Here is a 24,938-nt window from a genome sequence, read left to right on the forward strand (position 1 = left end):
GACTTGCAGCTCGCCGCCCCGGAATCAGCTCACAGCCTGCCACCGCCCCTCTGTGCCGATGGTCTCAGCTTGGCTAAACTGCCGGCTTTAACCGGATAAAAGAGCACACCATGGGCCTGTTCCGCCTGCTGTTCTGGGTTGCCGTGATCTTCGCCGCAATCTGGATCTGGCGTCGTTTCATCAGCAAAGCCAAACCTACTCGCCCCACCGAGGACACCGCAGCCCCCATGGTGCGATGCGAGAACTGCGGCGTGCATATCCCCAAGACCCAGGCACTGAGCCAGGATCAGCGCTGGTACTGCAGCCAGAAACACCTTGAGCAAGGCCCACACACCGGTGATCGCTGACACCAGCGTACAGAACAGCAAACAAGGGCAGCGCATCCTCAGGCTCTACCACTTCTATCGCCTGAGCATCGGCCTGGCGCTGATCCTGCTGATCTCCAGCAACCTCGACGAGCAGTTGCTGGATGTCGTGCATATCGAGCTGTTTCGCACCGGCAGTTGGGTTTACCTGATCCTCAACATCTTCATCGCCGTACTGGTGCAAAAGCCCAAGCACCTGGTGCAGCTGTTCAGCCTGGCACTGGTCGACGTGATCTTTCTCTCGGCCCTGTTCTACGCAGCCGGCGGCACGCCCAGCGGCATCGGCAACCTGCTGGTGGTCGCCGTGGCCATTGCCAATATCCTGCTACGCGGCCGCATCGGCCTGCTGATCGCTGCCATCGCCGCGATGGCGCTGATCTACCTGACCTTCTACCTCAGCCTCAGCCGCCCCGCTGCTGCCGCACAGTACGTCCAGGCCGGCGCCCTCGGCGCGCTGTGCTTCGCCGGCGCCTTGTTCATCCAGGGCATCACGCGTCGCCTGCAGGTCAGCGAAAGCCTGGCCGAACAACGCGCAGCCGACGTCGCCAGCCTGGAAGAACTCAACGAGCAGATCCTGCAGCGCATGCGCACCGGCATTCTGGTTCTCGACACCCAACATCGAGTACTGCTGGCCAACCAGGGCGCAACGCAGCTGCTCGGGCGAGGTGAACTCAGCGGCAAGATCATCGACCCGCACTGCCCGGAACTGGTCAAACGCCTGCAGCAGTGGCTACACAACCCAACCCTGCGCCCGGACAGCCTGCAGGCGCAGGTCGACGGTCCGGTGCTACAGCCCAGTTTCATCTCCCTGCAACGCGGCGATCAGCAGCACACCCTGGTGTTTCTCGATGACATCTCGCAGATCGCCCAGCAGGCGCAACAACTCAAGCTGGCCTCGCTCGGCCGACTGACCGCCGGCATCGCTCACGAAATTCGTAATCCGCTCGGCGCCATTAGCCACGCAGCACAGCTACTGCAGGAATCGGAGGATTTGCACGGCCCGGATCAGCGCCTGGCGCAGATCATCCAGGACCACTCCAAGCGCATGAACATGGTGATCGAGAACGTCCTGCAACTGTCGCGCAGGCGCCAGGCCGAGCCGCAACTGCTCGACCTGAAATACTGGCTGCACCGCTTCGCCAGCGAATTCCGCAGCTCGGCACCGGCTGATCGACAGATCCATCTGGAGACCCAGGGCGGCAGCCTGCAAACACGCATGGACCCACACCAGTTGACCCAGGTGCTGACCAATCTGGTGCAAAATGGCCTGCGCTACAGCGCGCAGAAACACCGACTCGGCCAGGTCTGGCTACGCCTGTTCCGCGACGAGAGCAGCGACCTGCCAGTGCTGGAAATCCTCGACGACGGCCCCGGTGTGCCGCCCGAGCAGGAGCAGCACATCTTCGAGCCGTTCTACACCACCGAGAACAAGGGCACCGGCCTCGGCCTGTATATTTCTCGCGAGCTGTGTCAGGGCAACCAGGCCCGCCTCGACTATAAACCTCGTGAAGGTGGCGGCAGTTGCTTCCGTATCACCTTCGCCCATCCGCGCAAACTGAGCTGAGCATGAACCGTCAGAGAGCCCTGATCGTCGACGACGAGCCCGATATCCGCGAGCTGCTGGAAATCACCCTCGGACGCATGAAGCTGGACACCCGCAGCGCCCGCAACGTCAAGGAAGCACGCGAATGGCTGGCGCGCGAGCCGTTCGACCTGTGCCTGACCGACATGCGCCTGCCCGACGGCACCGGCCTGGATCTGGTGCAACATATCCAGCAGCGTCATCCACAGGTGCCGGTGGCGATGATTACCGCTTACGGCAGCCTGGATACCGCGATCAACTCGCTCAAGGCCGGCGCCTTCGACTTCCTTACCAAACCGGTAGACCTTGGGCGTCTGCGCGAACTGGTGGCGACCGCCCTGCGCATTCGCGCGCCCGAAGGTGAGGAAACACCGGTCGACAGTCGCCTGCTCGGCGACTCGCCACCGATGAAGTCGCTGCGCAAGCAGATCCTGAAGCTTTCGCGCAGTCAGGCGCCGGTTTATATCAGCGGCGAATCGGGCAGTGGCAAGGAGCTGGTTGCCCGCCTGATCCATGAGCAGGGCCCACGCATCGAACAACCGTTCGTGCCGGTCAACTGCGGCGCGATACCCTCGGAGCTGATGGAAAGCGAGTTCTTCGGCCACAAGAAGGGCAGCTTCACCGGCGCCATCGAAGACAAGCAGGGGCTGTTCCAGGCCGCCAACGGCGGCACCCTGTTCCTCGACGAGGTCGCCGACCTGCCGCTGCCGATGCAGGTCAAACTGCTGCGAGCGATTCAGGAAAAAGCCGTACGCGCTGTTGGTGGTCAGCAGGAAGTGGTGGTCGATGTGCGCATCCTCTGCGCCACCCACAAGGACCTCGCAGCGGAAGTCGCTGCCGGCCGTTTCCGCCAGGACCTCTATTACCGTCTCAACGTCATCGAACTGCGGGTTCCGCCACTGCGTGAACGCCGCGAAGACATCGCCCAGCTGGCCAGCGTGATGCTCGTGCGCTTGGCCGAAGGTACTGGCCTGGCCGCCGCCAAACTGCACCCCGATGCGCTGGAAAAGCTGAAAAACTATCGCTTCCCCGGCAACGTGCGCGAGCTGGAAAACATGCTCGAACGCGCCTACACCCTGTGCGAAGACGACCAGATCACGCCCAGCGACCTGCGCCTGGCTGACGCCAGTGGCCCCAGCAACGAAGGCGGCGAAGCCAGCCTGGCGCAGATCGACAATCTCGAAGATTACCTCGAAGACATCGAGCGCAAGCTGATCATGCAAGCCCTGGAAGAAACACGCTGGAACCGCACGGCCGCGGCACAGCGCCTGGGGCTGACATTCCGCTCGATGCGCTATCGCCTGAAGAAGCTGGGGATCGACTGACCCCAGCATTCACAAATCACGCTCTTGTAGGAGCCGGCTCGCCGGCGATCAAGACAGGCCTGCGTCGAGTCCTGCCCCCCTTTACGGTCCACTACTGCAGGCGCCCTGCCGGCGCATAAGGCGCCGGGTCGATGATCGGCTCACGCCCAAGCATCAGATCAGCGAGCAGTTGGCAGGATGCCGGGGCCAACACCAGCCCGTTGCGAAAATGCCCGCAATTCAGCCATAGACCTGGATACGAGGGCACTTCCCCGATAAAGGGAATGCCTTCCGGCGAGCCGGGCCGCAAGCCTGCCCAATGCCCAACCACATCGGCGTCCTTGAGTGCAGGCAACAATTCTTCGGCCGATGCTTTCAGGCTTTCCAACGCGTTATCGGTCGGCGTCTTGTCGAACCCTGCATACTCCAGCGTGCTGCCAATCAGGATATGCCCGTCGCGCCGCGGGATCGCATAACGCCCCTTGGCCAACACCATGCTTGGCAGAAAATCCTCGGCGCACTTGTAGAGAATCATCTGCCCTTTCACTGGCTCGACCGGCAACTCCAGCCCAAGCGTCTTGAGCAACTCACCACTCCAGGCACCGGCCGCCAGAACCACGCGCTCGGCACGAATCTCGCCACCAGCGGTAGTCACACCCCGAATCTGCCCATTCTCCTGAATGAAACCAGTGACCGGGCAATGTTCACGCAACTCTACGTTCGGCATAGCCGCCAAAGCGGCCCGCAGCGCTTTGACCAATCGAGGGTTACGCAAATTGGCCACGCCCGGCATATGAATGGCGCGCTTGAAACCACCACCCAGAACAGGCACCTGCTGATAAGTCTCAGCAATATCCACTGGTAACAGCGCACGCCCCTCGCCCGCAGCCCATGCCAGCGCCTCAGCCTCGTCATCCAGATCGAGCCAATACAGCCCCGTGACATGCACCTCGGGATCGACGCCGGTGTCCTCCAGCAAACGCTGACCGAAGCCCGGATAGAAATCCTGCGACCAATGCGCCAACGCATTCACCGCCGCGCTGTAACGCCAGGGATAGAGCGGAGAAACGATACCGCCACCGGCCCAGGAGGATTCGCGGCCTGACTCACCGGCCTCGACAAGACTCACCGAAACACCGCTTCTTGCCAGCAATAGGGTGGACAACAACCCAATAGCCCCGCCACCAAGCACTGCAATATCAGCGTTCAACTCTCACCCCAACTTAAAGAATCTTGACAGCTCACCCTGAAGGTCTAAACAGAAGTAGACGGCCAGGAGGGCCATGATGATACGCGCAGAGGATGCCCTTTCATGAATCGGAATCAACAGAAAGCACTTACCCTACTTGAGCTACTCACCACACTGGCAGTGATAGCGGTCTTGCTCAGCATTGCTCCTCCTTCGTACAGCCACCTGGTGGAACGCAGCCGGGAACAATCCATACGTGACGAACTGCTCTCCCATCTGCATTTCACTCGAACACAAGCCATAAGTACGAGGCGCGCGCACATCCTGTGCGGATCGGCAGACGGGGAAACATGCACCGGCGACTGGCAGCATGGTTGGCTTGTGCTTAGGCCCCATGATCGATACGTACTCAGAAAATTCGTGCCAGATACGCGACCCGACCTATGCTGGCGCGGCTTTGGAGGAAGTCAGGTCACCTTCCGTGGAAACGGTATGAGTAGCGCTAGCAATGGAAGATTTTCATTTTGTCGGAAGCAGCAGCCCGCATGGCAAATAGTGATAAATCGTCAGGGTCGCTTCAAGGTGGCCAGCGCAGATAGCAACGCGAACTGTTGCTCGACCAGTCATACCGGCAGTTGAGCCAGTCATCCCTCATAGAAAGACATAGGCAAGCAGAGCAGGCAGCATTTAGCTGCCTCCCCTCATCTAGAATGAATGCCCATGTCTATTACCTCTCAGCACGCCAACGCCCGCCCCTTAGGCAAGCAACAGGCGGCGGGCTTCACCCTGATCGAACTTATGATCATCGTCACACTGCTCGGCATTTTCTCAATGATCGCAGTGCCAAGCTTCACTAAATTTATCGCCGACAACCGTACCCAGTCGCTGAACAACGAAATGCTCTCTTTGCTGCAGTTCGCACGCAGTACCGCCGTAGAGCGCAGAATTCTGGTCAGGGTCTGCCAAGGGGAGTCCGAATGGACAGTGAAGGTTGATTGCCTCGATTCGTCAGAAACCTTGCGTTCGGTGACACTCCCCAACGGAGCAAGCATAAGTTCCAGTACCGATGAGTTGACCTTTCGCTACAACGGCACTGGTAGCGAAGCCGTCCTTCTGACCTGTAGCGATGATCAGGCTGCAAACGGCTACACCATCGACGTCAAATCAAGCGGAAGCATTCGAACCTGGGCAAGAGGTAAGAATGGTCCTCGCGATAATGACCAGATGGCAACTTGTACCTATCAGGCACCGCAGGGAGGCGACGATGAAACGCAAGGCTGAAAATGGCTTCAGCATGATTGAAGTATTGGTCACCCTGGTGCTGATTAGCGTTGGGGTGCTTGGCATGGTGGCGCTCCAAACCAGGACCATTCAATACACTCAGGATTCCGCTCAACGCAACGTGGCGATCATCCTGGCCAATGATTTGGCAGAAATGATGCGCGCGATGCCAACAGGGTTCCCCAACTCTTCAGGTTTCTATAAAGCAGGAGGGGCGAATTTCCCGGAGAAACCTGATGACTGTACACCCCTGCCAAATAATGCCGCCGGCCAGTTGGCGTGTTGGGCTGACAAAGTCGAGAAAATGCTTCCTGTCGCCGCAGATACAGATGACGGAGACAGCTTGCTCAAAAGCGACTTTCATATTTGCCGTACGAACACCGCCAACAGCTGTACCGGAACAGGCACGACAGTTGAAATTCAAATTGCCTGGCGAGGTAAGGCAGGTGAATGCATCGGTTCGAACGGTGCGGCATCGAGCATTTGCCACTATCGCCTGCGAACCCAGATTTGAGGGACTGAGATGACATACCAACGCTTTCAGGCTGGCCTGTCGCTGGTCGAGCTCATGGTGGCACTCGCCATCAGCAGCTTCCTTATTCTGGGTGTCACTCAGATCTACATTGATAACAAGCGCAGTTATTCATTTCAACAGAACCAGACCGAGAACCTTGAGGCAGGCCGCTATGCCCTGCTTATGCTGCAGCAAGAGCTTACCAAGGCGGGATATCGGCGCCGTCCCGATGAACAACCAAGTGCTGCATTTCCCTCGGTTACGGACATATCTGGCCTGGGTTGCGGAGCATTCGCAGCTGGAGAGACGGTAAAAAGAACAGCGTTGAGCTCACTCTGCATTCGTTATCAGCCACGCGACAATCTCGAGCGCAATTGCCTCGGGGAGCTACCAGCGACTGCTTCGACCTTGCAAACGGGGCCCTACACCAGCTCTCCGGAGATAGTGATCGAGCGGCTTTATTTCGAAAAAGATCCAGATAGCGAAGCCGGAGCACTCAAGTGCACTCGGGTACACACCAACCCTTCAGGTGCGGTGCTCAGTGGCCGAAACGTACAAACAGGCGAACTCGTGTCCGGCATTGTCGACCTTCGCTATGAACTGGGCGTAGGCAGCGCGGCAGACCCTCGCAATATCAGCCAATACACCACAACTGCGACTACCTTGCCAATCCTCGCCGTGCGTTATACCGCACTACTCCGTAGCTCCGGCATTCGTCTGCGTGAGTCTGTCGATGTGTCGGATGCTTTGGCTAACTGGCAAGCCTTAACAGGGTTAGAAAATAGTGATTCTCTGGTCGCAGCAATCAAGGCAGACGACAAGGGACAAATTTACCAAGTATCACAAAGCAATGTGATGTTGAGGAACCTGATGCCATGAGCAAAAAACTTCCCAAGAAAGAAAGCGGTGCCGCACTTTTCATCGCATTGATTATGCTGCTTGTCATCACTCTTCTTGCTCTTTCTGGCGCTAGAGAAACAACGCTAGAAGGACGAATTACTGGCAACCTCTCTGAGCAGCAACAACTGATCAACTATGCAGAAGCAGCCCTACGCGAAGGTGAGAAACGCCTAACCGCGCCCAACAAACCGCTGGAGCAGAACGATTGCAGCGGTAGTTATTGTTTCCTAAGCACTGACCCAACCTATCTGCAAGATTTCGAGACAGCTCTAGGCTATTCAGCTCTTGCAGGCCAAAGTGAAGAGTCGATCCGGTGGTACGCCGTAGCAGCGCCCTCTGGCGCAGCACAGGGACAGGCTGAAAACCCTGAGTACGGCAATATGATGCTCGGCATTGGAACCTTCCGCTACGAGATTAACGCGGAAGCAGAAAACTCCACCACCGAGCATAAAGCTAATCTTCGCTCAACCACAGCCAAAGTATTTAACTGAAGGGACAGATCAAAATGCGTACTCACTCTTTCCTTCAGGCAACGCTTCTTGCAATGGCCATAGCGTTTCCTACCGGGCAGGTTTTAGCAGCAGGCGGAGAGAATAATCCTGCTCAATCGCCGCTATTCGTCAGCCGCTCTACCACACCACTTAACATGCTGGTGATGGGAAGGGATCACAAACTCTATTATGAAGCCTATAACGATGCCTCAGATCTCAATGGTGACGGCGTCATCGATGTCGGCTATAAGGGACACCTGGCTGCCAATCAGGGTGGCATTGATTATTTTGGCTACTTCAACTCAAACGTCTGTTACACATACACCAGTGGCACATTTGTACCTACCGCGGTAGCTAGCAACAAGCGCTGCTCGGGTCAATGGAGCGGTGACTACCTTAACTATCTGACAACCTCGCGCATGGATGCCTTACGCAAGGTTCTATATGGCGGCTATCGGGTAACCGATACAGAAGGTAGCACCCTTCTTCAGGGAGCATATATTCCCCGCGATGCTCATGCCTGGGGGAAGGAATACAACACCCGTGATGGCTATAACATCACTGACTATACCCCTCTGGCCCAGCCGTCTTCGGGCTACCATCATATGTTCGCGGTAGTATCCAAAACACAGGACACAGGTATTCCTCAGTTGAGGGTACTCACGAACACGTCTTTTCGGGTCTGGAACTGGGTATCGAAAGAACGACCGGTCGCCATGGATAACTGTATCGGCAGCTCGGGCAGTGAAGTCTCCTGCACATCTGGCGGCCCGGTAGACAGCGGCTGGAATCAGATTCCAAACAATGCATTTTCTAACAAAGAAATAAAAATCTGGAAAAATACAAGCGCACTGACCACCCCTAGCAATATCACGCAGATGAACAGTCTGTTTTCAAGTAACGCCTATACCCTCTGCGGAACCCAAAACATTAGCTACATCCAGTCACCGCTGACCAATAACAACAACATCTTCGATGTTGCTGGCGCCTGCCAAACTAATAGGCATGATTATTATCATACTCAAATTACTGGCACTTTCACTCCAACAAACACTGTCACTTATCAGTTTTCTGTGGACGGCGATGACGCAGTTGACTTCTCCATACTAGATGGAACCTTGGTACTGGCTACCGCCTCTCGCTATGGAAATAACGGTCGTGCGAACCAAGGCGGGCAAGGAACAACTGCAACCGTAACGCTGACCGCTGGAAAAACTTACAACATTAGGCTGCGCCACAGAGAAAATGCGGGCGATGACAACTGGTATGTTTACTGGCGCAACGCCGGAAACGCCCCAAGCACGATGACTGAATATAATGTCCGTGTAGAGGTCTGTTCACCAAGTAACGCCTCATTACGAGAGGATAACTGTAAAGTTTATGGTAGTGGCGCAGTTAAGCCGACCGGTATTCTTCATGATTTCGGCGAAACCAACAAAATGCATTTCGGATTGCTCACTGGCTCCTACGGGAAGCACATGAGCGGTGGCACGCTGCGTGCCAACATGGGCAGTTTCACGCGTGAAGTGGATCCGTATACCGGGCAATTCTGCTCTTCCGACAATAGTTACTGCTCCAATCAGATCAATAATCCCTCGCCTGAGCGTAATGGTATAGTTGCAACGATCAACAAACTACGCATCTACGACTTCAATTACAGCAACAACCAGTATGGCTGCGGCTGGATTACAACGAGCGCAATGTCCCAGAGCAACAACTGCTACATGTGGGGCAACCCTGTCGGCGAAATGATGTACGAGACCCTTCGCTATTTTGCAGGCGCTGGCTCACCAACCTCTCTCTATGATTATTCTGGCGGGGCCGATGAAACTCTTGGCTTGGCCAAACCTAGCTGGGTATCGCCCTATGCCAGATCAGGCAGCAATTACCCTGCCTGCTCCATCCCTGCTATGACGGTGATCAGCGACATCAACCCGTCCTATGACTATAAACTCCCAGGCGGAACCACCAGCTGGCAAACCAATAACACTGCCTTCTCAAATCAGAATGATCCGGCCTCCATTCAGAATTTGGATGTATCGACCGAAACTAACGCAATCGGCGTGAGTGAAGGCTTGGTCGGCAAGAACGTATTTATTGGCGAATCAAATGGTGTATCGGATAACGCGCCAACCGCTAAAGTCATCGCAGACCTAGCGACCGTACGCGGTCTGGCACCTGAAGAACCGAGCAAGCAGGGTACCTATTATTCAGCGGGCGTTGCGCGCTTTGCCGCGAATAATGCGATAGGTGGTAGCCGCATGCTGCAAACTTACGCAGTAGCGCTTGCCTCGCCCTTGCCACAAATTGACTTCCCGGTCGGCAATAACCGCATAACACTGGTGCCGTTCGCTAAGTCTGTTGGCGGAAGTGGTATCAGCAATACAGGTAGCTTCCAACCGACCAACCAGATCGTAGACTTCTATGTACAGAAAATTGCAAACACGGACCCCGATGGCAGTGATCGTGACACCTCGGTCAATGGCGGCCGTCCTTATGCTGAATTTCGTATCAACTACGAGGACGTAGAGCAAGGCGCAGACCATGATATGGATGCCATTGCTCTTTACACACTCTCCGTCAATGCCAGCAATGAACTGAAGATTGATTTGTTCTCGGAATATGCCGCAGGCGGTATTCAGCAGCACATGGGCTATGTAATCTCAGGTACAGGCGCGGCTACCGATGGCATTTACTTGGAGATCTGTGATCTGCGAACCGGCGGTACCAACGGTGGAGACAGAGCGAGTTGCGAAGCACAGACCCGCTATCGACTCAATACGCCACCGGATAGGCCTGCTGGCTGGTGTGTAGCGAATCTTAACAACGCTGAGTGTGCGGGCCTGCCTCCTACCGCCACACGTACCTTTACTGCCTCCCCAAACTCCAGCAATGCTGAATTACTGAGGAGTCCGCTGTGGTACGCAGCCAAGTACGGCATGCCCGATCGCGATCCGAGGACGGTTCAAGGTGACCCTGACAACTACTTCCTGGTCACCAATGCCCTGACACTGAAAGAGCAATTGACCAAAGCGTTCAACAACCTGGAACAGTCCAATAACTCGGTAACCAGTCCTGCCATTTCGGTAGCAGGCAACGAGGCGTCGGATGACGTGTATATTTATCGCACCGATTACAAGATCAATACCTGGAGTGGTGACCTGATTAAGGAGCAACTCGATAGAACGACAGGCACCAGAACTCAGCTGTGGAGCGCTAGCTCCAAACTGACATCTGCTGGCCGCACCATCAGCATGGCCAACACCGCAGGAAATGGTCTTCAGGATTTGACCTGGAGTAATCTGGCCAATCGCCAAGCCTATAACAACGCGGGGACGTTGGTGAATCTTCAGGCTGCCATGGCGACAGATCTTGCAACCGGGACACCCGCGCCACTAGCCCAGACGGGCCTTAGCAACGCGAACACAACCCTAGGCCAAAATCGACTCAACTTTGTCAAAGGCACAGCAAATGCAAATTTCCGCCGCAGAGACTCTTTGCTTGGTGACATCATCAACTCCAACCCTACTGTAGTTGGTGGCGCTCAGTACCTTGCTTACCTGGCGGATAGCATCGAGCCGAGTGGCAGTTACTCCTCTTTTGCCCAATCACAAAGCTCTCGCAGCAAGCGCATCTATGTCGGCGCAAATGACGGCATGCTGCATGCCTTCGACGATAACGGAAACGAGCAGTTTGCTTTTGTGCCCACTGCCGTCATCCCAGAGCTGTACCGACTGGCAGACCCCGACTTCAATGAAGAAGGCGGCGTACACAAGTTCTATGTGGATGGAACACCGGTAGTTCGCGATGTATTTATAAATAACCAATGGCGCACCGTATTGATTGGCACCCTGCGTGCTGGGGGACGCGCTATCTTTGCATTGGACATCACCGAACCAAGCAATATCAGCCTGCTTTGGGAGTTCAATGTTGGTAAAGACATACCTAATGACGCACCTGCGAATACACCCAGCGACCTAGGTTATAGCTTCCCCACTCCGACTGTTGCCAAACTGCATAGTGGCCAATGGGCCGTCGTTACTGGTAATGGTTACGACAGCGATAGCGGGCGTGCAGTATTGATGTTAATCGATATTGAAACCGGGAGCCTGATCAAGAAGATTCCAACAGCCGCTGCCGATACCAATAATGGTCTGTCCACCGTAAGGGTCGCGGATAACAACAGCGATGGTTTTGCCGACTATGTCTACGCTGGTGATCTCAAAGGTAACCTGTGGCGCTTCGACCTAATAGACTCGGGCTCCGATAACCCATTGACCCGTAGCTCCGACATTAACCCCGACAACTTCAAAGTTTCCTTTGGTGGCAACCCGTTATATACCGCCCGCAACGCCAGCGGAGAGGCTCAACCCATCACAGCGCCCCCGTCTTTGGTTCGCCATCCGAGCATGAATGGGTACATCGTGATGTTCGGCACGGGTCGTTATTTCCGCGAGGCAGATAAGTCCAACGAAGAGAACGCCATCGTTCAATCGCTTTACGGGATCTGGGATAGGAAAACAGCTGGAGAAACCACCAACACCAGCGATGCACCAACTCTCACACGCTCTGATCTCCAAGCGCAGGAATTTACCAATGCTACTGCCACCTTCCAGAATGGTGCGACAACGATCTCACGTACGGTGAGAACGCTCAGCGAGCAATCGGTCGCTTGGAGAAACGGTGATCAGGGCAAGTACGGCTGGTACCTGGACCTACGAGTAGGCAATACCATTGACGGAGAGCGCATCGTCAATGAGATGGCAGCACGAGGACAAGTATTGTTCGTCAGCTCTCTTACCCCCTCCAGCGACCCCTGCTCTGCCGGTCTCGAAGGCTGGACCTATGGCATAAATCCATTCACTGGAGGACGTGCAAATTTTGCAATCTTCGACTTCAACAACGATGGAGTGGTGAATGCTAACGATAACTATGAGGGTCAGAGCATCTCTGGCTTCAAGACACCCGCTGGCGGCTTTACTCTCAGTGGGGGCACCCTTTTCAGCACTGACGGCACATCCATCGATGTCAACTATGGGCCATCCGTATCAGGCCGGCAGAGCTGGCAAATCCTTCCGGAGAATGACTAATGAGTGCTAGGTCAGCAGCAGGCTTTACCTTGCTGGAAGTCATGATCACTGTTGTGATAATCGGCATCCTGGCGGCGATCGCATACCCCAGTTATCAGGAATATGTACTACGGGGCAATCGAGCTGAAGGCATGGCTTTACTGAACGACGCAGCGGCTCGGCAAGAGCGTTACTACGCTCAAACCAATCGCTACGTGAACTCCCAGAACGATATCGACAAGCTCGGCTTGAGCGCAGAAACGACAGGCGAAGGAGAGTCATCAACTAAAACTGTCCGCTCTGCCACGGGGAAATACACCCTAACGGTGGCTGCGCGCTCAGGCACTGCGGGCTACCTACTGACAGCCGCTCCATTGGGGGCACAAACGCGGGACACAAAATGTGGAAACCTGACTCTTAACGATCAAGGTGTAAAAGGTAAGAGCGGGAGCAACAGCGTGAACGACTGCTGGCGCTAAGCAATAAAAAGGCGATCCACGGATCGCCTTTTTATTTACCCATTAGTCTATATCGCCTTGACCCTCAGCTCCTTCGGCATAGAAAACGTAATGTTCTCCGGCCGCCCATCAAGCTCCGTCTCACCAGTAGCCCCCCAGGCGCGCAACTGCTCTACCACGCCACGCACCAGCACCTCCGGCGCAGAAGCGCCTGCGGTAATGCCTACTCCACCCACTCCTTCGAACCATTCGACCTTGAGGTCCTCAGCGCCGTCGATCAAGTAGGCTGGAGTGCCCATGCGTTCGGCCAACTCACGCAGGCGGTTGGAGTTGGAGCTGTTCGGGCTGCCGACGACCAGCAGTACATCGCACTCGCTGGCCAGTTGTTTGACCGCATCCTGGCGGTTCTGGGTGGCGTAGCAGATGTCGTCCTTGCGCGGGCCGCCAATGGCGGGGAACTTGGCACGTAGAGCGTCGATCACTTTGCTGGTGTCATCCATGGACAAGGTGGTCTGGGTGACGAATGCCAGGTTCTCGGGGTTGCGCACCTGCAGTTCGGCGACGTCGGCCTCATCCTCGACCAGGTAGATGACGCCGCCATTGCTGGCGTCGTATTGGCCCATGGTGCCTTCGACTTCCGGGTGACCTTCGTGACCGATGAGGATGCACTCGCGCCCTTCGCGGCTGTAACGCACCACTTCCATATGCACCTTGGTCACCAGCGGGCAGGTCGCGTCGAAGACCTTGAGCCCCCGACGCGCGGCCTCGTCACGCACAGCCTTGGAGACGCCGTGAGCACTGAAGATGACGATGACGCCGTCCGGCACCTGGTCCAGCTCTTCGACGAATACCGCGCCGCGTGCACGCAGGTCTTCGACCACGAATTTGTTATGCACCACCTCATGGCGCACGTAGATCGGTGGGCCGAACACCTCCAGCGCACGGTTGACGATTTCGATGGCGCGATCGACACCGGCGCAGAAGCCGCGGGGGTTGGCGAGTTTGATATGCATGCTGGCTGTCTCGGTATTGATCGAGGAACGAAACGACGCTATCGGTCGCTCCTGGAAGGTACAGCCTGCGCGGGATCAGTGCAGGCTGCAACATGAGCTTCGCGGCTGAAGCCGCCCCTACAAGAGCGGCGCCACGGCGCTAAAGCGCCTTGACCTCGATGATTTCCACATCGAAATCCAGCACCTTGCCCGCCAGTGGGTGGTTGAAGTCGATGGTGACCTGCTTGTCATCGAACGCCTTCACCACGCCTGGCAGCTCGGTATTGGCGGCATCGTTGAAGATCACCAGCAGGCCTTCGGACAGCTCCATGCCCTCGAACTGGCCGCGCGGCATGATCTGCACGTTCTGCGGGTTCGGCTGGCCGAAGCCCTGCTCCGGCTGCACCTGCACGCTGCGCTTGTCGCCGGCTTTGAAGCCGTACAGTGCCTGTTCGAAACCAGGCAGCAGGTTGCCATCACCGACCCTGAAGGTCGCCGGTTGCTTGTCGAACGTGCTGTCGACCACATCGCCGTTTTCCAGCTTGAGGGCAAAGTGCAGGGTCACCTCCCTGTCCGGCCCGATGCGTACGTCTGTCATTGCGCAGCCTCCTTCGCGGACTTGTCGCTCTTGAACATATCCAGCGCCAGCAGGATCGCGCCGATGGTGATGAAGGTGTCGGCCAGGTTAAACGCTGGGAAGAACCAGCGACTCTGCCAGTGCACCAGAATGAAGTCGACCACATGGCCAAGCACCACACGGTCATACAGGTTGCCCAACGCGCCGCCCAGCACCATGGCCAATGCCACGGCCAGCAGGGTTTCATGACGTTTGAGGCGCTTGAGCCAGACCACCAGCACGACGCTGACGACGATGGCGATGGCGGCGAAGAACCAGCGCTGCCAGCCGGCCGCATCAGCCAGGAAGCTGAAGGCAGCGCCAGTGTTGTAGGCCAGGGTCCAGTCGAAGTAACCCGGGATGACTTCGATGCGCTGATACATGCTCAGCCCGCCCTCGAAGATGTCCTTGGTCACGCGATCGACGACCAGGATCAGCACGCTCAACAGCAGCCAGGGCAGATGCCCGAAACGCGAGGACTCAGGCATGCTTGCGCACCTCACCTTCGCCTTCGATGTTGCTCACGCAGCGACCGCACAGCTCCGGATGCGCTGCATGGCTGCCGACATCCGCGCGGAAGTGCCAGCAACGGCCACACTTGGCGTGTGCGGACTTGAGGATCTTCAGCTTCAGACCTTCAACCTCGGTCACTACCGCATCGGCCGGAGCATCGGTCAGCGGTGCGGTCTGCGCCGCCGAGGTGATCAGGGCGAAACGCAGCTCGTCACCGAGCTTGGCCAGGTCAGCTTGCTTGGCCTCATCGCAGAACAGGGTGACCTCGGCCTGCAGGCTGGCACCGATGGCCTTGGCCGTACGCAGGTTCTCCAGCTCCTTGTTGACCGCCGCCTTGACCGCCATGACGCGATCCCAGTAGGCACGATCCAGCTCGAAGCCTTCCGGCAGGCGCTCCAGGCCGGCGTACCAGGTATTGAGCATGACAGACTCGTTGCGCTCGCCCGGCAGGAACTGCCAGATCTCCTCGGCGGTGAAGGCCAGGATCGGTGCGATCCAGCGCACCAGCGCCTCGCTGATGTGGAACAGCGCGCTCTGGCAAGAGCGACGCGCCACGCTGTCGGCGGCGGTGGTGTACTGGCGGTCCTTGATGATGTCCAGGTAGAAGCCGCCCAGCTCCTGCACGCAGAAGTTGTGCACCTTGGAATAGACGTTCCAGAAACGGTAGTCGGCGTACGCCTCGATTATCTCTTCCTGCAGGCGCAGGGCCGCGTCAACGGCCCAACGGTCGAGGTCGAGCATCTGCTCGGGCTGCAGCAGGTCCTTGGCCGGATCGAAACCGTTGAGGTTGGCCAGCATGAAGCGCGCAGTGTTGCGGATACGGCGGTAGGCATCAGCACTGCGCTGCAGGATCACCTTGGACACGGCCATCTCACCGGAGTAGTCGGTGGATGCAACCCACAGGCGCATGATGTCGGCGCCCAGGCTGTCGTTGACCTCCTGCGGGGCGACCACGTTACCCAGCGACTTGGACATCTTGCGGCCGTTCTCGTCGACCACGAAGCCGTGAGTCAGCAGCGCCTTGTACGGCGCGTGGCCATCGATGGCGCTGCCAGTCAGCAGGGACGAGTGGAACCAGCCGCGATGCTGATCCGAACCTTCGAGGTACAGATCGGCGCGCGGGCCGTCGGTGTGGCCCATGTCGTGGGAGCCGCGCAGCACGTGCCAGTGCGTGGTACCGGAGTCGAACCACACATCGAGGGTGTCGTTGATCTTGTCGTAGTCAGCTGCTTCAGCGCCAAGCAGCTCTGCGCCGTCAAGCTTGAACCAGGCTTCGATGCCCTCTTGCTCGACGCGCTTGGCGACCTCTTCCATCAGCTCGACGGTGCGCGGGTGCAGCTCGCCAGTGGCCTTGTGTAGGAAGAACGGGATCGGTACACCCCAGTTGCGCTGACGCGAGATGCACCAGTCGGGACGACCGGCGATCATGCTGTGCAGGCGCGCCTGGCCCCAGGCCGGGACGAACTGAGTCTGCTCGATGGCCGCCAGCGCACGCTCGCGCAGGGGCGCACCTTGCTTCGGCTGAGTGTCCATGCCGACGAACCATTGTGCGGTGGCGCGGTAGATCAGCGGCGTCTTGTGGCGCCAGCAGTGCATGTAGCTGTGCTGGATCGGCTGATGCTTGAGCAGCGCACCGACCTCGGCCAGCTTCTCGACGATGGCCGGGTTGGCCTTCCAGATGAACTGGCCGCCGAAGAACGGCAGGTCCGGGGTGTAGACGCCATTGCTCTGCACCGGACTGAGAATGTCGTCGTTGCTCATGCCATAGGCTTTGCAGGTGCGGAAGTCATCCTCACCGTAAGCCGGCGCCGAGTGGACGATACCGGTACCGGCGCCCAGCTCGACGTATTCGGCCAGGTACACCGGCGAGAAACGCTCGTAGAACGGATGACGGAAACGGATCAGTTCCAGCGCCGCGCCGGGAGCGGTGGCAATTACCTGACCTTGCAGGTCGTAACGCGGCAGGCAGGACTCGACCAGCTCCTCGGCCAGCAGCAGGAGACGCTCGCCGGTGTCGACCAGGGCGTAGGTGAACTCCGGATGCACGTTGAGCGCCTGGTTGGCCGGGATGGTCCAGGGCGTGGTGGTCCAGATGACGATGGCGGTCGGTTTGCTCAGCTCGCTCAGACCGAAGGCGGCGGCCAGCTTGTCTGCGTCTTCGATGGGGAAGGCCACGTCGATGGCATCGGACTTCTTGTCCTGATACTCCACCTCGGCTTCGGCCAACGCCGAGCCGCAGTCGAAGCACCAGTTCACCGGCTTCAGGCCCTTGAACACGAAGCCCTGCTTGACCATCTCGGCCAGGGCGCGGATCTCACCGGCCTCGTTGGCGAAGTCCATGGTCTTGTAGGGGTTGTCCCAGTCACCCAGCACGCCGAGGCGAATGAAGTCGGCCTTCTGCCCTTCGATCTGCTCGCCAGCATAGGTGCGGCAACGCTCGCGGGTCAGATCCGCCGGCTGATTCTTGCCGAAGGTGGTTTCGACCTTGTGCTCGATCGGCAGGCCATGGCAGTCCCAGCCCGGCACGTAGGGCGCGTCGAAACCGGCTAGGGTCTTGGAGCGGGTGATGATGTCCTTGAGGATCTTGTTTACCGCATGACCGATGTGGATGCTGCCGTTGGCATAGGGCGGGCCGTCGTGCAGGACGAACTTCGGCCGATCTTCGCCAATCTTGCGCAGCTTGCTATACAGACCAATCTCGTTCCAGCGCTGCAGGGTCTGCGGCTCGCGTTGCGGCAGGCCGGCCTTCATCGGGAACTGGGTATCGGGCAGGTTCAGCGTAGCTTTGTAGTCGGTCATTTCGGGCTCTTCATCAGCGGGTGGCTCTGCCAATATTCACGGGCAGCGGCGATATCAGCGGCAATCGCCGCCTTCAGGGCCTCCAGCGAGGCGAAACGCTGCTCATCACGCAGCTTGTGGTGGAAAGCCACCGAGAGACGCCGGCCATACAGATCGCCGGCAAAATCCAGAAGATGCACTTCCAGATGGGCGCTGCCGTCACCGGCAACACTGGGGCGCACACCGATATTGGCGACGCCCGGTTGAATCACGCCATCGATTTCACAGCTCACCAGATAAACACCGGTCAGCGGCACCTTGCGCCGCTTGAGCTGGATATTGGCAGTCGGTGCATCGAGCTGGCGACCGAGCTTCTGCCCATGCAATACCCGCCCGGCGATACGGAACGGCCGCCCGAGCAAGGCTTCGGCCAGTTCGAAATCGCCATCGGCCAGGGCCTGCCGCACGCGCGTGCTGCTGACTCGGCCACCGAGCACTTCCACAGTCGTAGACGCATCGACGCTGAAGCCGTAACGCTGGCCGGCGGCCTTGAGAAATTCGAAATCGCCGGCGCGGTCGCAGCCGAAGCGGAAATCGTCGCCGATTTCCAGATCCTTCACGCCAAGCCCATCGACCAGCACGCGCTGAACGAACTCGGCAGCCGACAACTCGCGCAGGCGGCGATTGAAGGCCAGGCATAGCACCATGTCGACGCCCTCGGCGGCCAACAGGGCGAGCTTGTCACGCAGGCGGGTCAGACGCGCCGGCGCGGTGTCCGGACCGAAGAATTCACGCGGCTGCGGCTCGAAGATCACCACACAGCTGGGCACGGCCAATTCCGCGGCACGCTCGCGCAAGCGCGCCAGGATGGCCTGGTGCCCACGATGAACGCCGTCGAAATTACCGATGGTGACCACACAGCCCCGCGCCTGGGGCTGCAGGTTATGAAGACCTCGAACCAGCTGCATAACACGCTTCTTGTTCACAAAGTGGCCGATTATACGCACAGCACGCCATGCACAACAGGCATCGCGATGGGGGAAACCGCTACAACGCCCGCCGGGCAAAATCACGCGGACGGAAGCCCAATATCAGCAGCATGCCGAAGTAGGCAATCAGCCCGGCGGCCACCAGCGCACCGAGACGCAACAGGCGCACGAGCATCTCCCCTTCTGCCCAGACAGGCATGACCTGCAGCAGTCCCAGCAGCACAGCGACCATTACCGTCACCGCCACCACCAGTTTGAACAGAAACAGTCCCCAGCCCGGCAGCGGCTGGAAGATATCGGCGCGGCGCAGCTGCCAGTACAGCAGGCCGGCATTCAGGCAGGCCGCCAGGCTGATAGCCAGCGCCAGGCCGACGTGCGCCATCTCCAGGCCAAACACGAACAGCGCATTCATCACCTGGGTGGCCAGCAGGCTGATGATGGCAATGCGCACCGGTGTCTTGATGTTCTGCTGGGCATAAAAGCCTGGCGCGAGGATCTTGATCAGAATCAACGCCAGCAGGCCGACCGAGTAGGCCACCAGCGCCCGCTGGGTCATCAGCGCATCCTCTGCACCGAACTTGCCGTACTGGAATAGCGACACCACCAGCGGCTCGGCGAGAATCGCCAGTGCCAACGTGCAGGGCAGTACCAACAGAAAGCAAAGACGCAGCCCCCAATCGAGCAGACGACGGTACTCGTCGCGATTCTTGCTGGCATAGGTCTTAGAGAGTGCCGGCAGCAAGATGGTGCCCAGCGCCACGCCCAGCACACCTGAGGGCAGCTCCATCAGGCGGTCGGCGTAATACATCCAGGACACCGAGCCAGCCACCAGGAAGGAGGCAAATATCGTGTTGATGATCAGCGAAATCTGGCTCACCGAGACACCGAAGATCGCCGGCCCCATCTGCTTGAGCACGCGCCAGACGCCCAGATCACCGAAACTCAGGCGCGGCAGCACCAGCATGCCGATCTTTTTAAGGTGCGGCAGTTGCCAGAGCAGTTGGGCCAGGCCGCCGACCAGTACCGCCCAGCCCAGCGCCATGATCGGCGGGTCGAAATAGGGCGTCAGAAACAGCGCGAAGACGATCATGCTGACGTTGAGTAGCGTCGGCACGAATGCCGGCACCGAAAAACGGTTCCAGGTATTGAGCACGGCCCCGGCCAGCGATGACAGGGAGATCAGCAATATATAAGGAAAGGTCACCCGCAGCAGATCGACGGTCAGCTCGAAGCGCTCGGCCTCATCGGCAAAACCCGGCGCCGTGGCCCAGACGATCCAGGGCGCTGCGAGCACGCCGATGGCCGTGACCAGCGCCAGTACCAGGGTCAGCAACCCTGATACATAGGCAATGAAGGTGCGCGTAGCCTCCTCGCCCTGCTGCATCTTGTACTCGGCCAGAATCGGTACGAAGGCTTGAGAGAACGCCCCTTCGGCAAAAATACGGCGCAGCAGGTTGGGCAGCTTGAAGGCCACCACGAAGGCGTCCGACGCCACTCCGGCCCCGAAGGTGCGGGCGATGATGGTGTCGCGCACGAACCCCAGCACGCGCGAAACCATGGTCAGTGAACTGACGGCAGCCAGGGACTTGAGGAGATTCATGGGGTATTTCGGCTTCCATAAAGAGGTGCAGTAGCGGACAATCCGCCGCCCAACGAAGGCGTCGAGTGTAGCGAGCCACCACTGGTCAGGCCAGCACAGGAAAGCGTCATCAGACTTGACAGCAGGCAGATGGATCGGCATGATTCGCGGCCTTATTTGTCGTAACCCCCCAGTTTTCGAGGAGCTTGACGGTGGCCAACTCACCTTCTGCCAAAAAACGCGCCAAACAGGCTGAGAAGCGCCGTAGCCATAACGCCAGCCTGCGCTCGATGGTTCGTACTTACATCAAGAACGTAGTCAAGGCTATTGCTGCCAAAGATCTCGAGCTTGCCAAAACCGCTTACACTGCAGCCGTTCCGGTCATCGACCGCATGGCTGACAAAGGCATCATCCACAAGAACAAAGCCGCTCGTCACAAGAGCCGCCTGAACGCGCACATCAAGGCGCTGGGCGAAGCTGCTGCCGCTTAATCGCGACAGGTTCTTGAAAAACCGGCCCTGGTGGCCGGTTTTTTATTGCCCTGAATTCAAGTCCGCAGCCGTGCAGCCATGAAAAATGCCCGCCTCCTTGCGGAATGCGGGCATTCTCGAAAACAGCAAAGATCAGCCGCGAGCAGCCTTGATCACTTCGATGTAAGGCTCGGCATTGCGCTGATCCTGAATCAGCGCGATGAAATCATTGCCCTGTGCATCGGTGGCCGAGAGATCGTAGCCTTCAGCGACGAAGAAACCCACGAAACGCTCGAAGTCATCGATACGCAGACCGCGATAAGCCTTGACCAGCTTGTGCAGCGAAGGCGGCGTGGCGTCCGCTGGCTCCACCGCAAGGAACAGCTTGATCGAGTCGTCGCTGATTTCTTCGCCAATCACCTGCTTCTTGTCTTTACGCATCGCCCGCTCCCGCCAGCATTACAGAGGGCCGGCAGTGTACCGCCGAGCCGCGCGCGGCTCAACGCGCAGCCGGGCAGGCTAACACGCGATCAATCGACACAACAGCCGACCTAGGTCATGCCGCACCCGACGAACTGGCTCCTATAATGCGCCAAGCCATTAGGGAGCCAGCATGTCACGTCTATCGTTGCCGCTGTTCGCCGCCTGGCGCCAGACCCTGCGCGCGGGCTACTCCTGGAAGGCCTTGCGCGGCGACCTGAGCGCCGGCCTGACGGTGGGCATCATCGCCATTCCACTGGCCATGGCGCTGGCTATTGCCGTGGGCGTGGCACCGCAGCACGGCCTCTACACCGTGCTGATCGCTGCACCGCTGATCGCCCTGTGCGGCGGCTCGCGCTTCAATATTTCCGGCCCCACCGCCGCCTTCGTGGTGATCCTGCTGCCAATCACCCAGCAGTACGGTCTCGGCGGCTTGCTGCTGTGTACGCTGATGGCTGGTGTGATCCTGATCACCTTGGGGCTGCTACGCGCCGGACGCCTGATCGAGTTTGTGCCCTATCCGGTAACACTGGGCTTTACCGCCGGCATTGGCATCGTCATTGCCGTTCTGCAGATCAAGGATCTGTTCGGCCTGCACCTGGCCGGCACACCCCAGCATCTTCTGGAACAGGTGAACCTGCTGATCCGCGCCTTGCCCAGCCTGCAACTCGGCGACAGCCTGGTGGGCGCCGCGTGCCTGGCGATACTGCTGATCTGGCCACGCCTGATACCGAAGATTCCTGCACACCTGGTCGCGCTGGCGATTGGCGCGCTGCTGGCATTGGCCCTGGAACGCCTGGGGCTGCCCGTGGCGACATTGGGCGAGCGCTTCAACTATCAGCTCGACGGTATCGAATATCCCGGCATCCCGCCCTTCCTGCCGGACCTGGCGTTACCCTGGAACCTGCCGGGCGCCGACGGCCAGCCGCTGGTGCTTTCATTCGAACTGATCCGCCAACTGCTGGCGCCGGCATTCGCCATCGCCATGCTCGGCGCCATCGAGTCACTGCTGTGCGCGGTAGTGGCCGACGGCATGACCGGCAGCAAACATGACCCCAACGCCGAACTGATCGGCCAGGGCCTCGGCAACCTGGCCGCGCCGTTCTTTGGCGGCATCACCGCTACCGCTGCCATCGCCCGCACCGCTGCCAACGTCCGCGCCGGCGCCTTTTCACCGCTGGCAGCATTGATTCACGCGGGCGTGGTGCTAGCGGCAATTCTGTTGCTCGCGCCCCTGTTCAGCTATCTGCCCATGGCCGCCCTGGCAGCGCTGCTGCTGATGGTGGCGTGGAACATGAGCGAGCCCCACCACGTCGTCCACACCCTGCGCATCGCCCCACGCAGTGATGTGCTGGTACTGCTGACCTGCCTGGTGCTGACGGTGCTGTTCGACATGGTGCTGGCTGTCGGCGTCGGCCTGCTATTGGCGGCAGGGCTGTTCATCAAGCGCATGAGCGAGCTGACCGACACCGCAGCGCTGAGCCGACAGCAACGTCAGGCCTTGCTGGATCTGCCCGAGCACGTGCTGGCTTACGCCATTCGCGGCCCGCTGTTCTTTGGCGCGGCAGAAAAGGCGTTGAGCGTGCTGCGGCGTTTCACGCCGGGGGTGAAGATAGTCATCGTCGACATCAGCGCCGTGCCGCTACTGGACATGACGGCCATTGCCGCGCTGGACAACGTGCTGCGCGACTACCGCCAGCAGGGTGTGGCGCTGATCCTCAGCGGCCCCACCGCGCAGGTACGGCTGCAACTGCGCCACGCCGGTATTCACCGGCGCGGCGGGCAGCTGGCCTACGTGCACGATCTGCCACAAGCGCGGGAGAAAGCCTTGCGCTGGCTGGATGACAGAGCGCCAAAACCGCTAGCCGAATAGGTTCGCCCTGCGCACCGAGGAAAGCAGGTGCGCGCAGCGCACCCTACGCGCTACAAGCGCTTACAGCCCCTTGACCGCGAAAATGCCTGCGGCGTTGCGCCAGTAGCCCTTGTAGTCCATGCCGTAACCGAAGATGTAACGGTCGATGCACTGCAAGCCGACATAGTTGGCCTTCAGGTCCGGGCGCGCCTTACGCTCGTGCTCCTTGTCGATCAGCACCGCGGTGTGCACGGCACGCGCGCCGGCATGGCGGCAGAAATCGATGATCGCGCCCAGGGTGTGCCCTTCGTCGAGGATGTCGTCGATGATCAGCACATCACGGTCGATGAACGAGACTTCCGGCTTGGCCTTCCAGAACAGCTCGCCCCCGCTGGTCTCATTGCGATAACGCGTGGCGTGCAGGTAGGACGCCTCGAGCGGGAAGTTCAGCTTGGTCAACAGCTTGCCGGAGAAGATCAGGCCGCCGTTCATCACGCAGAACACCACCGGATTGCACTCGGCCAGCTCGGCATTGATCTGGCTGGCGACCTTGTCGATGGCCGCTTCAACCTCGGCTTCGGTGAACAGGCAGTCGGCTTCCGCCATGATTTGGCGAATGTGCGCGAGATCGGCGGACATGATGTGTTCTCTCTTGATCGGACTGATGAATGGCGGCGAACAGCCTGAAAGCTGATCGAGCCGTCAAATAAAAGCGGGCAAAGGTACAGACCCATGCAGCGCTTGCCAAGTATCGACTGACCAGCGTAGCCGACGCACAGCGCAGGGCATCGTGACTCATCAGTCACCCACCACTTGGCATGAGCAATGCTTTAATCTAACGCGATTTTTCCCAGAGCCCCGTTGGAGATCCCAGTCCATGCCCACTCGCGAGATCCGCCACCCGCTGATCCGTCACAAGATCGGCCTGATGCGCCGCGCCGATATCAGCACCAAGAATTTCCGTGAGCTGGCCCAGGAAGTGGGCGCCCTGCTGACTTATGAGGCCACCAACGACCTGCCGCTGGAAACCTACGACATCGAAGGCTGGGCGGGCACCGTGCAGGTGGAGAAGATCGCCGGCAAGAAAATCACCGTGGTGCCCATCCTGCGCGCCGGCATCGGCATGCTCGACGGTGTGCTCAGCCTGATCCCCGGCGCCAAGGTCAGCGCCGTGGGCGTCGCGCGCAACGAGGAAACCCTGGAAGCGCACACTTACCTGGAAAAGCTGGCGCCGGAAATCGACTCGCGCCTGGCGCTGATCATCGACCCGATGCTCGCCACCGGCGGTTCGATGGTCGCCACCATCGACCTGCTGAAAAAAGCTGGCTGCAAGGACATTCGCGCCATGGTTCTGGTCGCCGCTCCCGAAGGCATCAAGGCTGTCGAGAAGGCCCACCCGGACGTGACCATCTTCACCGCCTCCATCGATCAGTGCCTGAACGAGCATGGCTACATCATCCCCGGCCTGGGCGATGCCGGTGACAAGATCTTCGGCACCAAGCAGAAGGACGCCTGA

General features: G+C 58.9%; 22 protein-coding genes. 13 read left to right on the forward strand and 9 right to left on the reverse strand.

Translation table 11 applies throughout. From position 1 onward, the window contains the following. Positions 1 to 110 precede the first annotated feature (110 nt). The 3 genes from RTH74_RS03525 to RTH74_RS03535 are packed head-to-tail and all read left to right on the forward strand — an operon-like array spanning position 111 to position 3,272. Positions 111 to 347 carry a PP0621 family protein gene (locus RTH74_RS03525; RefSeq protein WP_316913767.1) on the forward strand — a complete coding sequence of 79 codons (237 nt, stop codon included), beginning with the start codon at positions 111 to 113 and terminating at the stop codon, positions 345 to 347. Then, the gene (locus tag RTH74_RS03530) at positions 337 to 1,929 is read left to right on the forward strand and encodes an ATP-binding protein (protein WP_316914310.1); all 1,593 of its coding nucleotides are present in this window, start codon (positions 337 to 339) and stop codon (positions 1,927 to 1,929) included. Before RTH74_RS03525 ends, RTH74_RS03530 begins: the two co-directional genes overlap by 11 nt. Positions 1,930 to 1,931: 2 nt before the next feature. Then, complete coding sequence (locus tag RTH74_RS03535; protein ID WP_316913768.1) at positions 1,932 to 3,272, forward strand: sigma-54 dependent transcriptional regulator; 1,341 nt, start codon at positions 1,932 to 1,934, stop codon at positions 3,270 to 3,272. Positions 3,273 to 3,363: 91 nt separating this feature from the next. Here RTH74_RS03535 and thiO read toward each other — a convergent pair whose 3' ends face one another. Beyond that, a complete protein-coding gene (gene thiO, locus RTH74_RS03540; RefSeq protein WP_316913769.1) occupies positions 3,364 to 4,461 on the reverse strand; it encodes a glycine oxidase ThiO in 1,098 nt (365 codons plus the stop codon). A 102-nt stretch (positions 4,462 to 4,563) separates the two neighbouring features. Between thiO and RTH74_RS24105 the strand changes: the two genes are divergently transcribed. The 7 genes from RTH74_RS24105 (at position 4,564) to RTH74_RS03570 (ending at position 13,174) form a co-directional block, all read left to right on the forward strand. Next, on the forward strand, positions 4,564 to 5,079 hold the full coding sequence (locus tag RTH74_RS24105) for a GspH/FimT family pseudopilin (protein WP_420713113.1): 516 nt from the start codon (positions 4,564 to 4,566) through the stop codon (positions 5,077 to 5,079). Between the two features lie 81 nt (positions 5,080 to 5,160). Then, positions 5,161 to 5,721 carry a GspH/FimT family pseudopilin gene (locus RTH74_RS03545; protein WP_316913770.1) on the forward strand — a complete coding sequence of 187 codons (561 nt, stop codon included), beginning with the start codon at positions 5,161 to 5,163 and terminating at the stop codon, positions 5,719 to 5,721. Next, positions 5,705 to 6,235, forward strand: coding sequence for a type IV pilus modification protein PilV (gene pilV / locus RTH74_RS03550; RefSeq protein WP_316913771.1), 531 nt, complete (start codon positions 5,705 to 5,707; stop codon positions 6,233 to 6,235). The genes RTH74_RS03545 and pilV overlap by 17 nt, the downstream gene beginning before the upstream one ends. Positions 6,236 to 6,244: 9 nt before the next feature. Continuing rightward, a complete protein-coding gene (locus tag RTH74_RS03555) occupies positions 6,245 to 7,114 on the forward strand; it encodes a prepilin-type N-terminal cleavage/methylation domain-containing protein (protein ID WP_316913772.1) in 870 nt (289 codons plus the stop codon). Next, positions 7,111 to 7,626 carry a pilus assembly PilX family protein gene (locus tag RTH74_RS03560; RefSeq protein WP_296232505.1) on the forward strand — a complete coding sequence of 172 codons (516 nt, stop codon included), beginning with the start codon at positions 7,111 to 7,113 and terminating at the stop codon, positions 7,624 to 7,626. The genes RTH74_RS03555 and RTH74_RS03560 overlap by 4 nt, the downstream gene beginning before the upstream one ends. 14 nt (positions 7,627 to 7,640) lie before the next feature. Continuing rightward, the gene (locus tag RTH74_RS03565) at positions 7,641 to 12,716 is read left to right on the forward strand and encodes a PilC/PilY family type IV pilus protein (RefSeq protein ID WP_316913773.1); all 5,076 of its coding nucleotides are present in this window, start codon (positions 7,641 to 7,643) and stop codon (positions 12,714 to 12,716) included. Continuing rightward, on the forward strand, positions 12,716 to 13,174 hold the full coding sequence (locus tag RTH74_RS03570) for a type IV pilin protein (protein ID WP_296232501.1): 459 nt from the start codon (positions 12,716 to 12,718) through the stop codon (positions 13,172 to 13,174). Before RTH74_RS03565 ends, RTH74_RS03570 begins: the two co-directional genes overlap by 1 nt. Positions 13,175 to 13,221: 47 nt before the next feature. On the opposite strand, the gene ispH is transcribed toward RTH74_RS03570, so the two are convergent. The 6 genes from ispH to murJ all read right to left on the reverse strand — a co-directional run bounded on the left by ispH (position 13,222) and on the right by murJ (position 20,641). After that, the gene (ispH, locus tag RTH74_RS03575; RefSeq protein WP_316913774.1) at positions 13,222 to 14,166 is read right to left on the reverse strand and encodes a 4-hydroxy-3-methylbut-2-enyl diphosphate reductase; all 945 of its coding nucleotides are present in this window, start codon (positions 14,164 to 14,166) and stop codon (positions 13,222 to 13,224) included. A gap of 139 nt (positions 14,167 to 14,305) precedes the next feature. Beyond that, the gene (locus RTH74_RS03580) at positions 14,306 to 14,743 is read right to left on the reverse strand and encodes an FKBP-type peptidyl-prolyl cis-trans isomerase (protein ID WP_099522418.1); all 438 of its coding nucleotides are present in this window, start codon (positions 14,741 to 14,743) and stop codon (positions 14,306 to 14,308) included. Beyond that, a complete protein-coding gene (gene lspA, locus RTH74_RS03585) occupies positions 14,740 to 15,249 on the reverse strand; it encodes a signal peptidase II (protein ID WP_099522419.1) in 510 nt (169 codons plus the stop codon). The genes RTH74_RS03580 and lspA overlap by 4 nt, the downstream gene beginning before the upstream one ends. Then, positions 15,242 to 18,073 carry an isoleucine--tRNA ligase gene (ileS, locus tag RTH74_RS03590; protein WP_316913775.1) on the reverse strand — a complete coding sequence of 944 codons (2,832 nt, stop codon included), beginning with the start codon at positions 18,071 to 18,073 and terminating at the stop codon, positions 15,242 to 15,244. Before ileS ends, lspA begins: the two co-directional genes overlap by 8 nt. Then, the gene (gene ribF, locus RTH74_RS03595) at positions 18,070 to 19,020 is read right to left on the reverse strand and encodes a bifunctional riboflavin kinase/FAD synthetase (RefSeq protein ID WP_125880008.1); all 951 of its coding nucleotides are present in this window, start codon (positions 19,018 to 19,020) and stop codon (positions 18,070 to 18,072) included. Before ribF ends, ileS begins: the two co-directional genes overlap by 4 nt. 79 nt (positions 19,021 to 19,099) lie before the next feature. Then, positions 19,100 to 20,641 carry a murein biosynthesis integral membrane protein MurJ gene (gene murJ / locus RTH74_RS03600; RefSeq protein WP_316913776.1) on the reverse strand — a complete coding sequence of 514 codons (1,542 nt, stop codon included), beginning with the start codon at positions 20,639 to 20,641 and terminating at the stop codon, positions 19,100 to 19,102. 191 nt (positions 20,642 to 20,832) lie between these two features. Between murJ and rpsT the strand changes: the two genes are divergently transcribed. After that, positions 20,833 to 21,111, forward strand: coding sequence for a 30S ribosomal protein S20 (gene rpsT, locus RTH74_RS03605; RefSeq protein WP_003243036.1), 279 nt, complete (start codon positions 20,833 to 20,835; stop codon positions 21,109 to 21,111). A gap of 132 nt (positions 21,112 to 21,243) precedes the next feature. Here rpsT and RTH74_RS03610 read toward each other — a convergent pair whose 3' ends face one another. Further along, a complete protein-coding gene (locus RTH74_RS03610; protein WP_092380120.1) occupies positions 21,244 to 21,531 on the reverse strand; it encodes a PA4642 family protein in 288 nt (95 codons plus the stop codon). Between the two features lie 172 nt (positions 21,532 to 21,703). Here RTH74_RS03610 and dauA point away from each other — a divergent pair, with 172 nt between their 5' ends. Beyond that, positions 21,704 to 23,443 carry a C4-dicarboxylic acid transporter DauA gene (gene dauA / locus RTH74_RS03615; protein WP_316913777.1) on the forward strand — a complete coding sequence of 580 codons (1,740 nt, stop codon included), beginning with the start codon at positions 21,704 to 21,706 and terminating at the stop codon, positions 23,441 to 23,443. A gap of 60 nt (positions 23,444 to 23,503) precedes the next feature. Here dauA and RTH74_RS03620 read toward each other — a convergent pair whose 3' ends face one another. Next, positions 23,504 to 24,061: a hypoxanthine-guanine phosphoribosyltransferase gene (locus RTH74_RS03620; RefSeq protein WP_106732797.1), complete on the reverse strand. Its 558-nt coding sequence runs from the start codon at positions 24,059 to 24,061 to the stop codon at positions 23,504 to 23,506. A gap of 238 nt (positions 24,062 to 24,299) precedes the next feature. On the opposite strand from RTH74_RS03620, the gene upp reads away from it, so the two are divergent. After that, on the forward strand, positions 24,300 to 24,938 hold the full coding sequence (gene upp, locus RTH74_RS03625; protein WP_106732796.1) for a uracil phosphoribosyltransferase: 639 nt from the start codon (positions 24,300 to 24,302) through the stop codon (positions 24,936 to 24,938).

Source organism: Pseudomonas sp. zfem001 (assembly GCF_032621725.1).
Taxonomy (GTDB): domain Bacteria; phylum Pseudomonadota; class Gammaproteobacteria; order Pseudomonadales; family Pseudomonadaceae; genus Aquipseudomonas; species Aquipseudomonas sediminis.

Coding starts and splice junctions, on each gene's coding strand:
- RTH74_RS03525 (WP_316913767.1), top strand. CDS start 111: ATGGGCCTGTTCCGCCTGCTGTTCTGGGTTGCCGTGATCTTCGCCGCA.
- RTH74_RS03535 (WP_316913768.1), top strand. CDS start 1,932: ATGAACCGTCAGAGAGCCCTGATCGTCGACGACGAGCCCGATATCCGC.
- RTH74_RS24105 (WP_420713113.1), top strand. CDS start 4,564: ATGAATCGGAATCAACAGAAAGCACTTACCCTACTTGAGCTACTCACC.
- RTH74_RS03545 (WP_316913770.1), top strand. CDS start 5,161: ATGTCTATTACCTCTCAGCACGCCAACGCCCGCCCCTTAGGCAAGCAA.
- pilV (WP_316913771.1), top strand. CDS start 5,705: ATGAAACGCAAGGCTGAAAATGGCTTCAGCATGATTGAAGTATTGGTC.
- RTH74_RS03555 (WP_316913772.1), top strand. CDS start 6,245: ATGACATACCAACGCTTTCAGGCTGGCCTGTCGCTGGTCGAGCTCATG.
- RTH74_RS03560 (WP_296232505.1), top strand. CDS start 7,111: ATGAGCAAAAAACTTCCCAAGAAAGAAAGCGGTGCCGCACTTTTCATC.
- RTH74_RS03565 (WP_316913773.1), top strand. CDS start 7,641: ATGCGTACTCACTCTTTCCTTCAGGCAACGCTTCTTGCAATGGCCATA.
- RTH74_RS03570 (WP_296232501.1), top strand. CDS start 12,716: ATGAGTGCTAGGTCAGCAGCAGGCTTTACCTTGCTGGAAGTCATGATC.
- ispH (WP_316913774.1), bottom strand. CDS start 14,166: ATGCATATCAAACTCGCCAACCCCCGCGGCTTCTGCGCCGGTGTCGAT.
- RTH74_RS03580 (WP_099522418.1), bottom strand. CDS start 14,743: ATGACAGACGTACGCATCGGGCCGGACAGGGAGGTGACCCTGCACTTT.
- lspA (WP_099522419.1), bottom strand. CDS start 15,249: ATGCCTGAGTCCTCGCGTTTCGGGCATCTGCCCTGGCTGCTGTTGAGC.
- ileS (WP_316913775.1), bottom strand. CDS start 18,073: ATGACCGACTACAAAGCTACGCTGAACCTGCCCGATACCCAGTTCCCG.
- ribF (WP_125880008.1), bottom strand. CDS start 19,020: ATGCAGCTGGTTCGAGGTCTTCATAACCTGCAGCCCCAGGCGCGGGGC.
- murJ (WP_316913776.1), bottom strand. CDS start 20,641: ATGAATCTCCTCAAGTCCCTGGCTGCCGTCAGTTCACTGACCATGGTT.
- RTH74_RS03610 (WP_092380120.1), bottom strand. CDS start 21,531: ATGCGTAAAGACAAGAAGCAGGTGATTGGCGAAGAAATCAGCGACGAC.
- dauA (WP_316913777.1), top strand. CDS start 21,704: ATGTCACGTCTATCGTTGCCGCTGTTCGCCGCCTGGCGCCAGACCCTG.
- RTH74_RS03620 (WP_106732797.1), bottom strand. CDS start 24,061: ATGTCCGCCGATCTCGCGCACATTCGCCAAATCATGGCGGAAGCCGAC.
- upp (WP_106732796.1), top strand. CDS start 24,300: ATGCCCACTCGCGAGATCCGCCACCCGCTGATCCGTCACAAGATCGGC.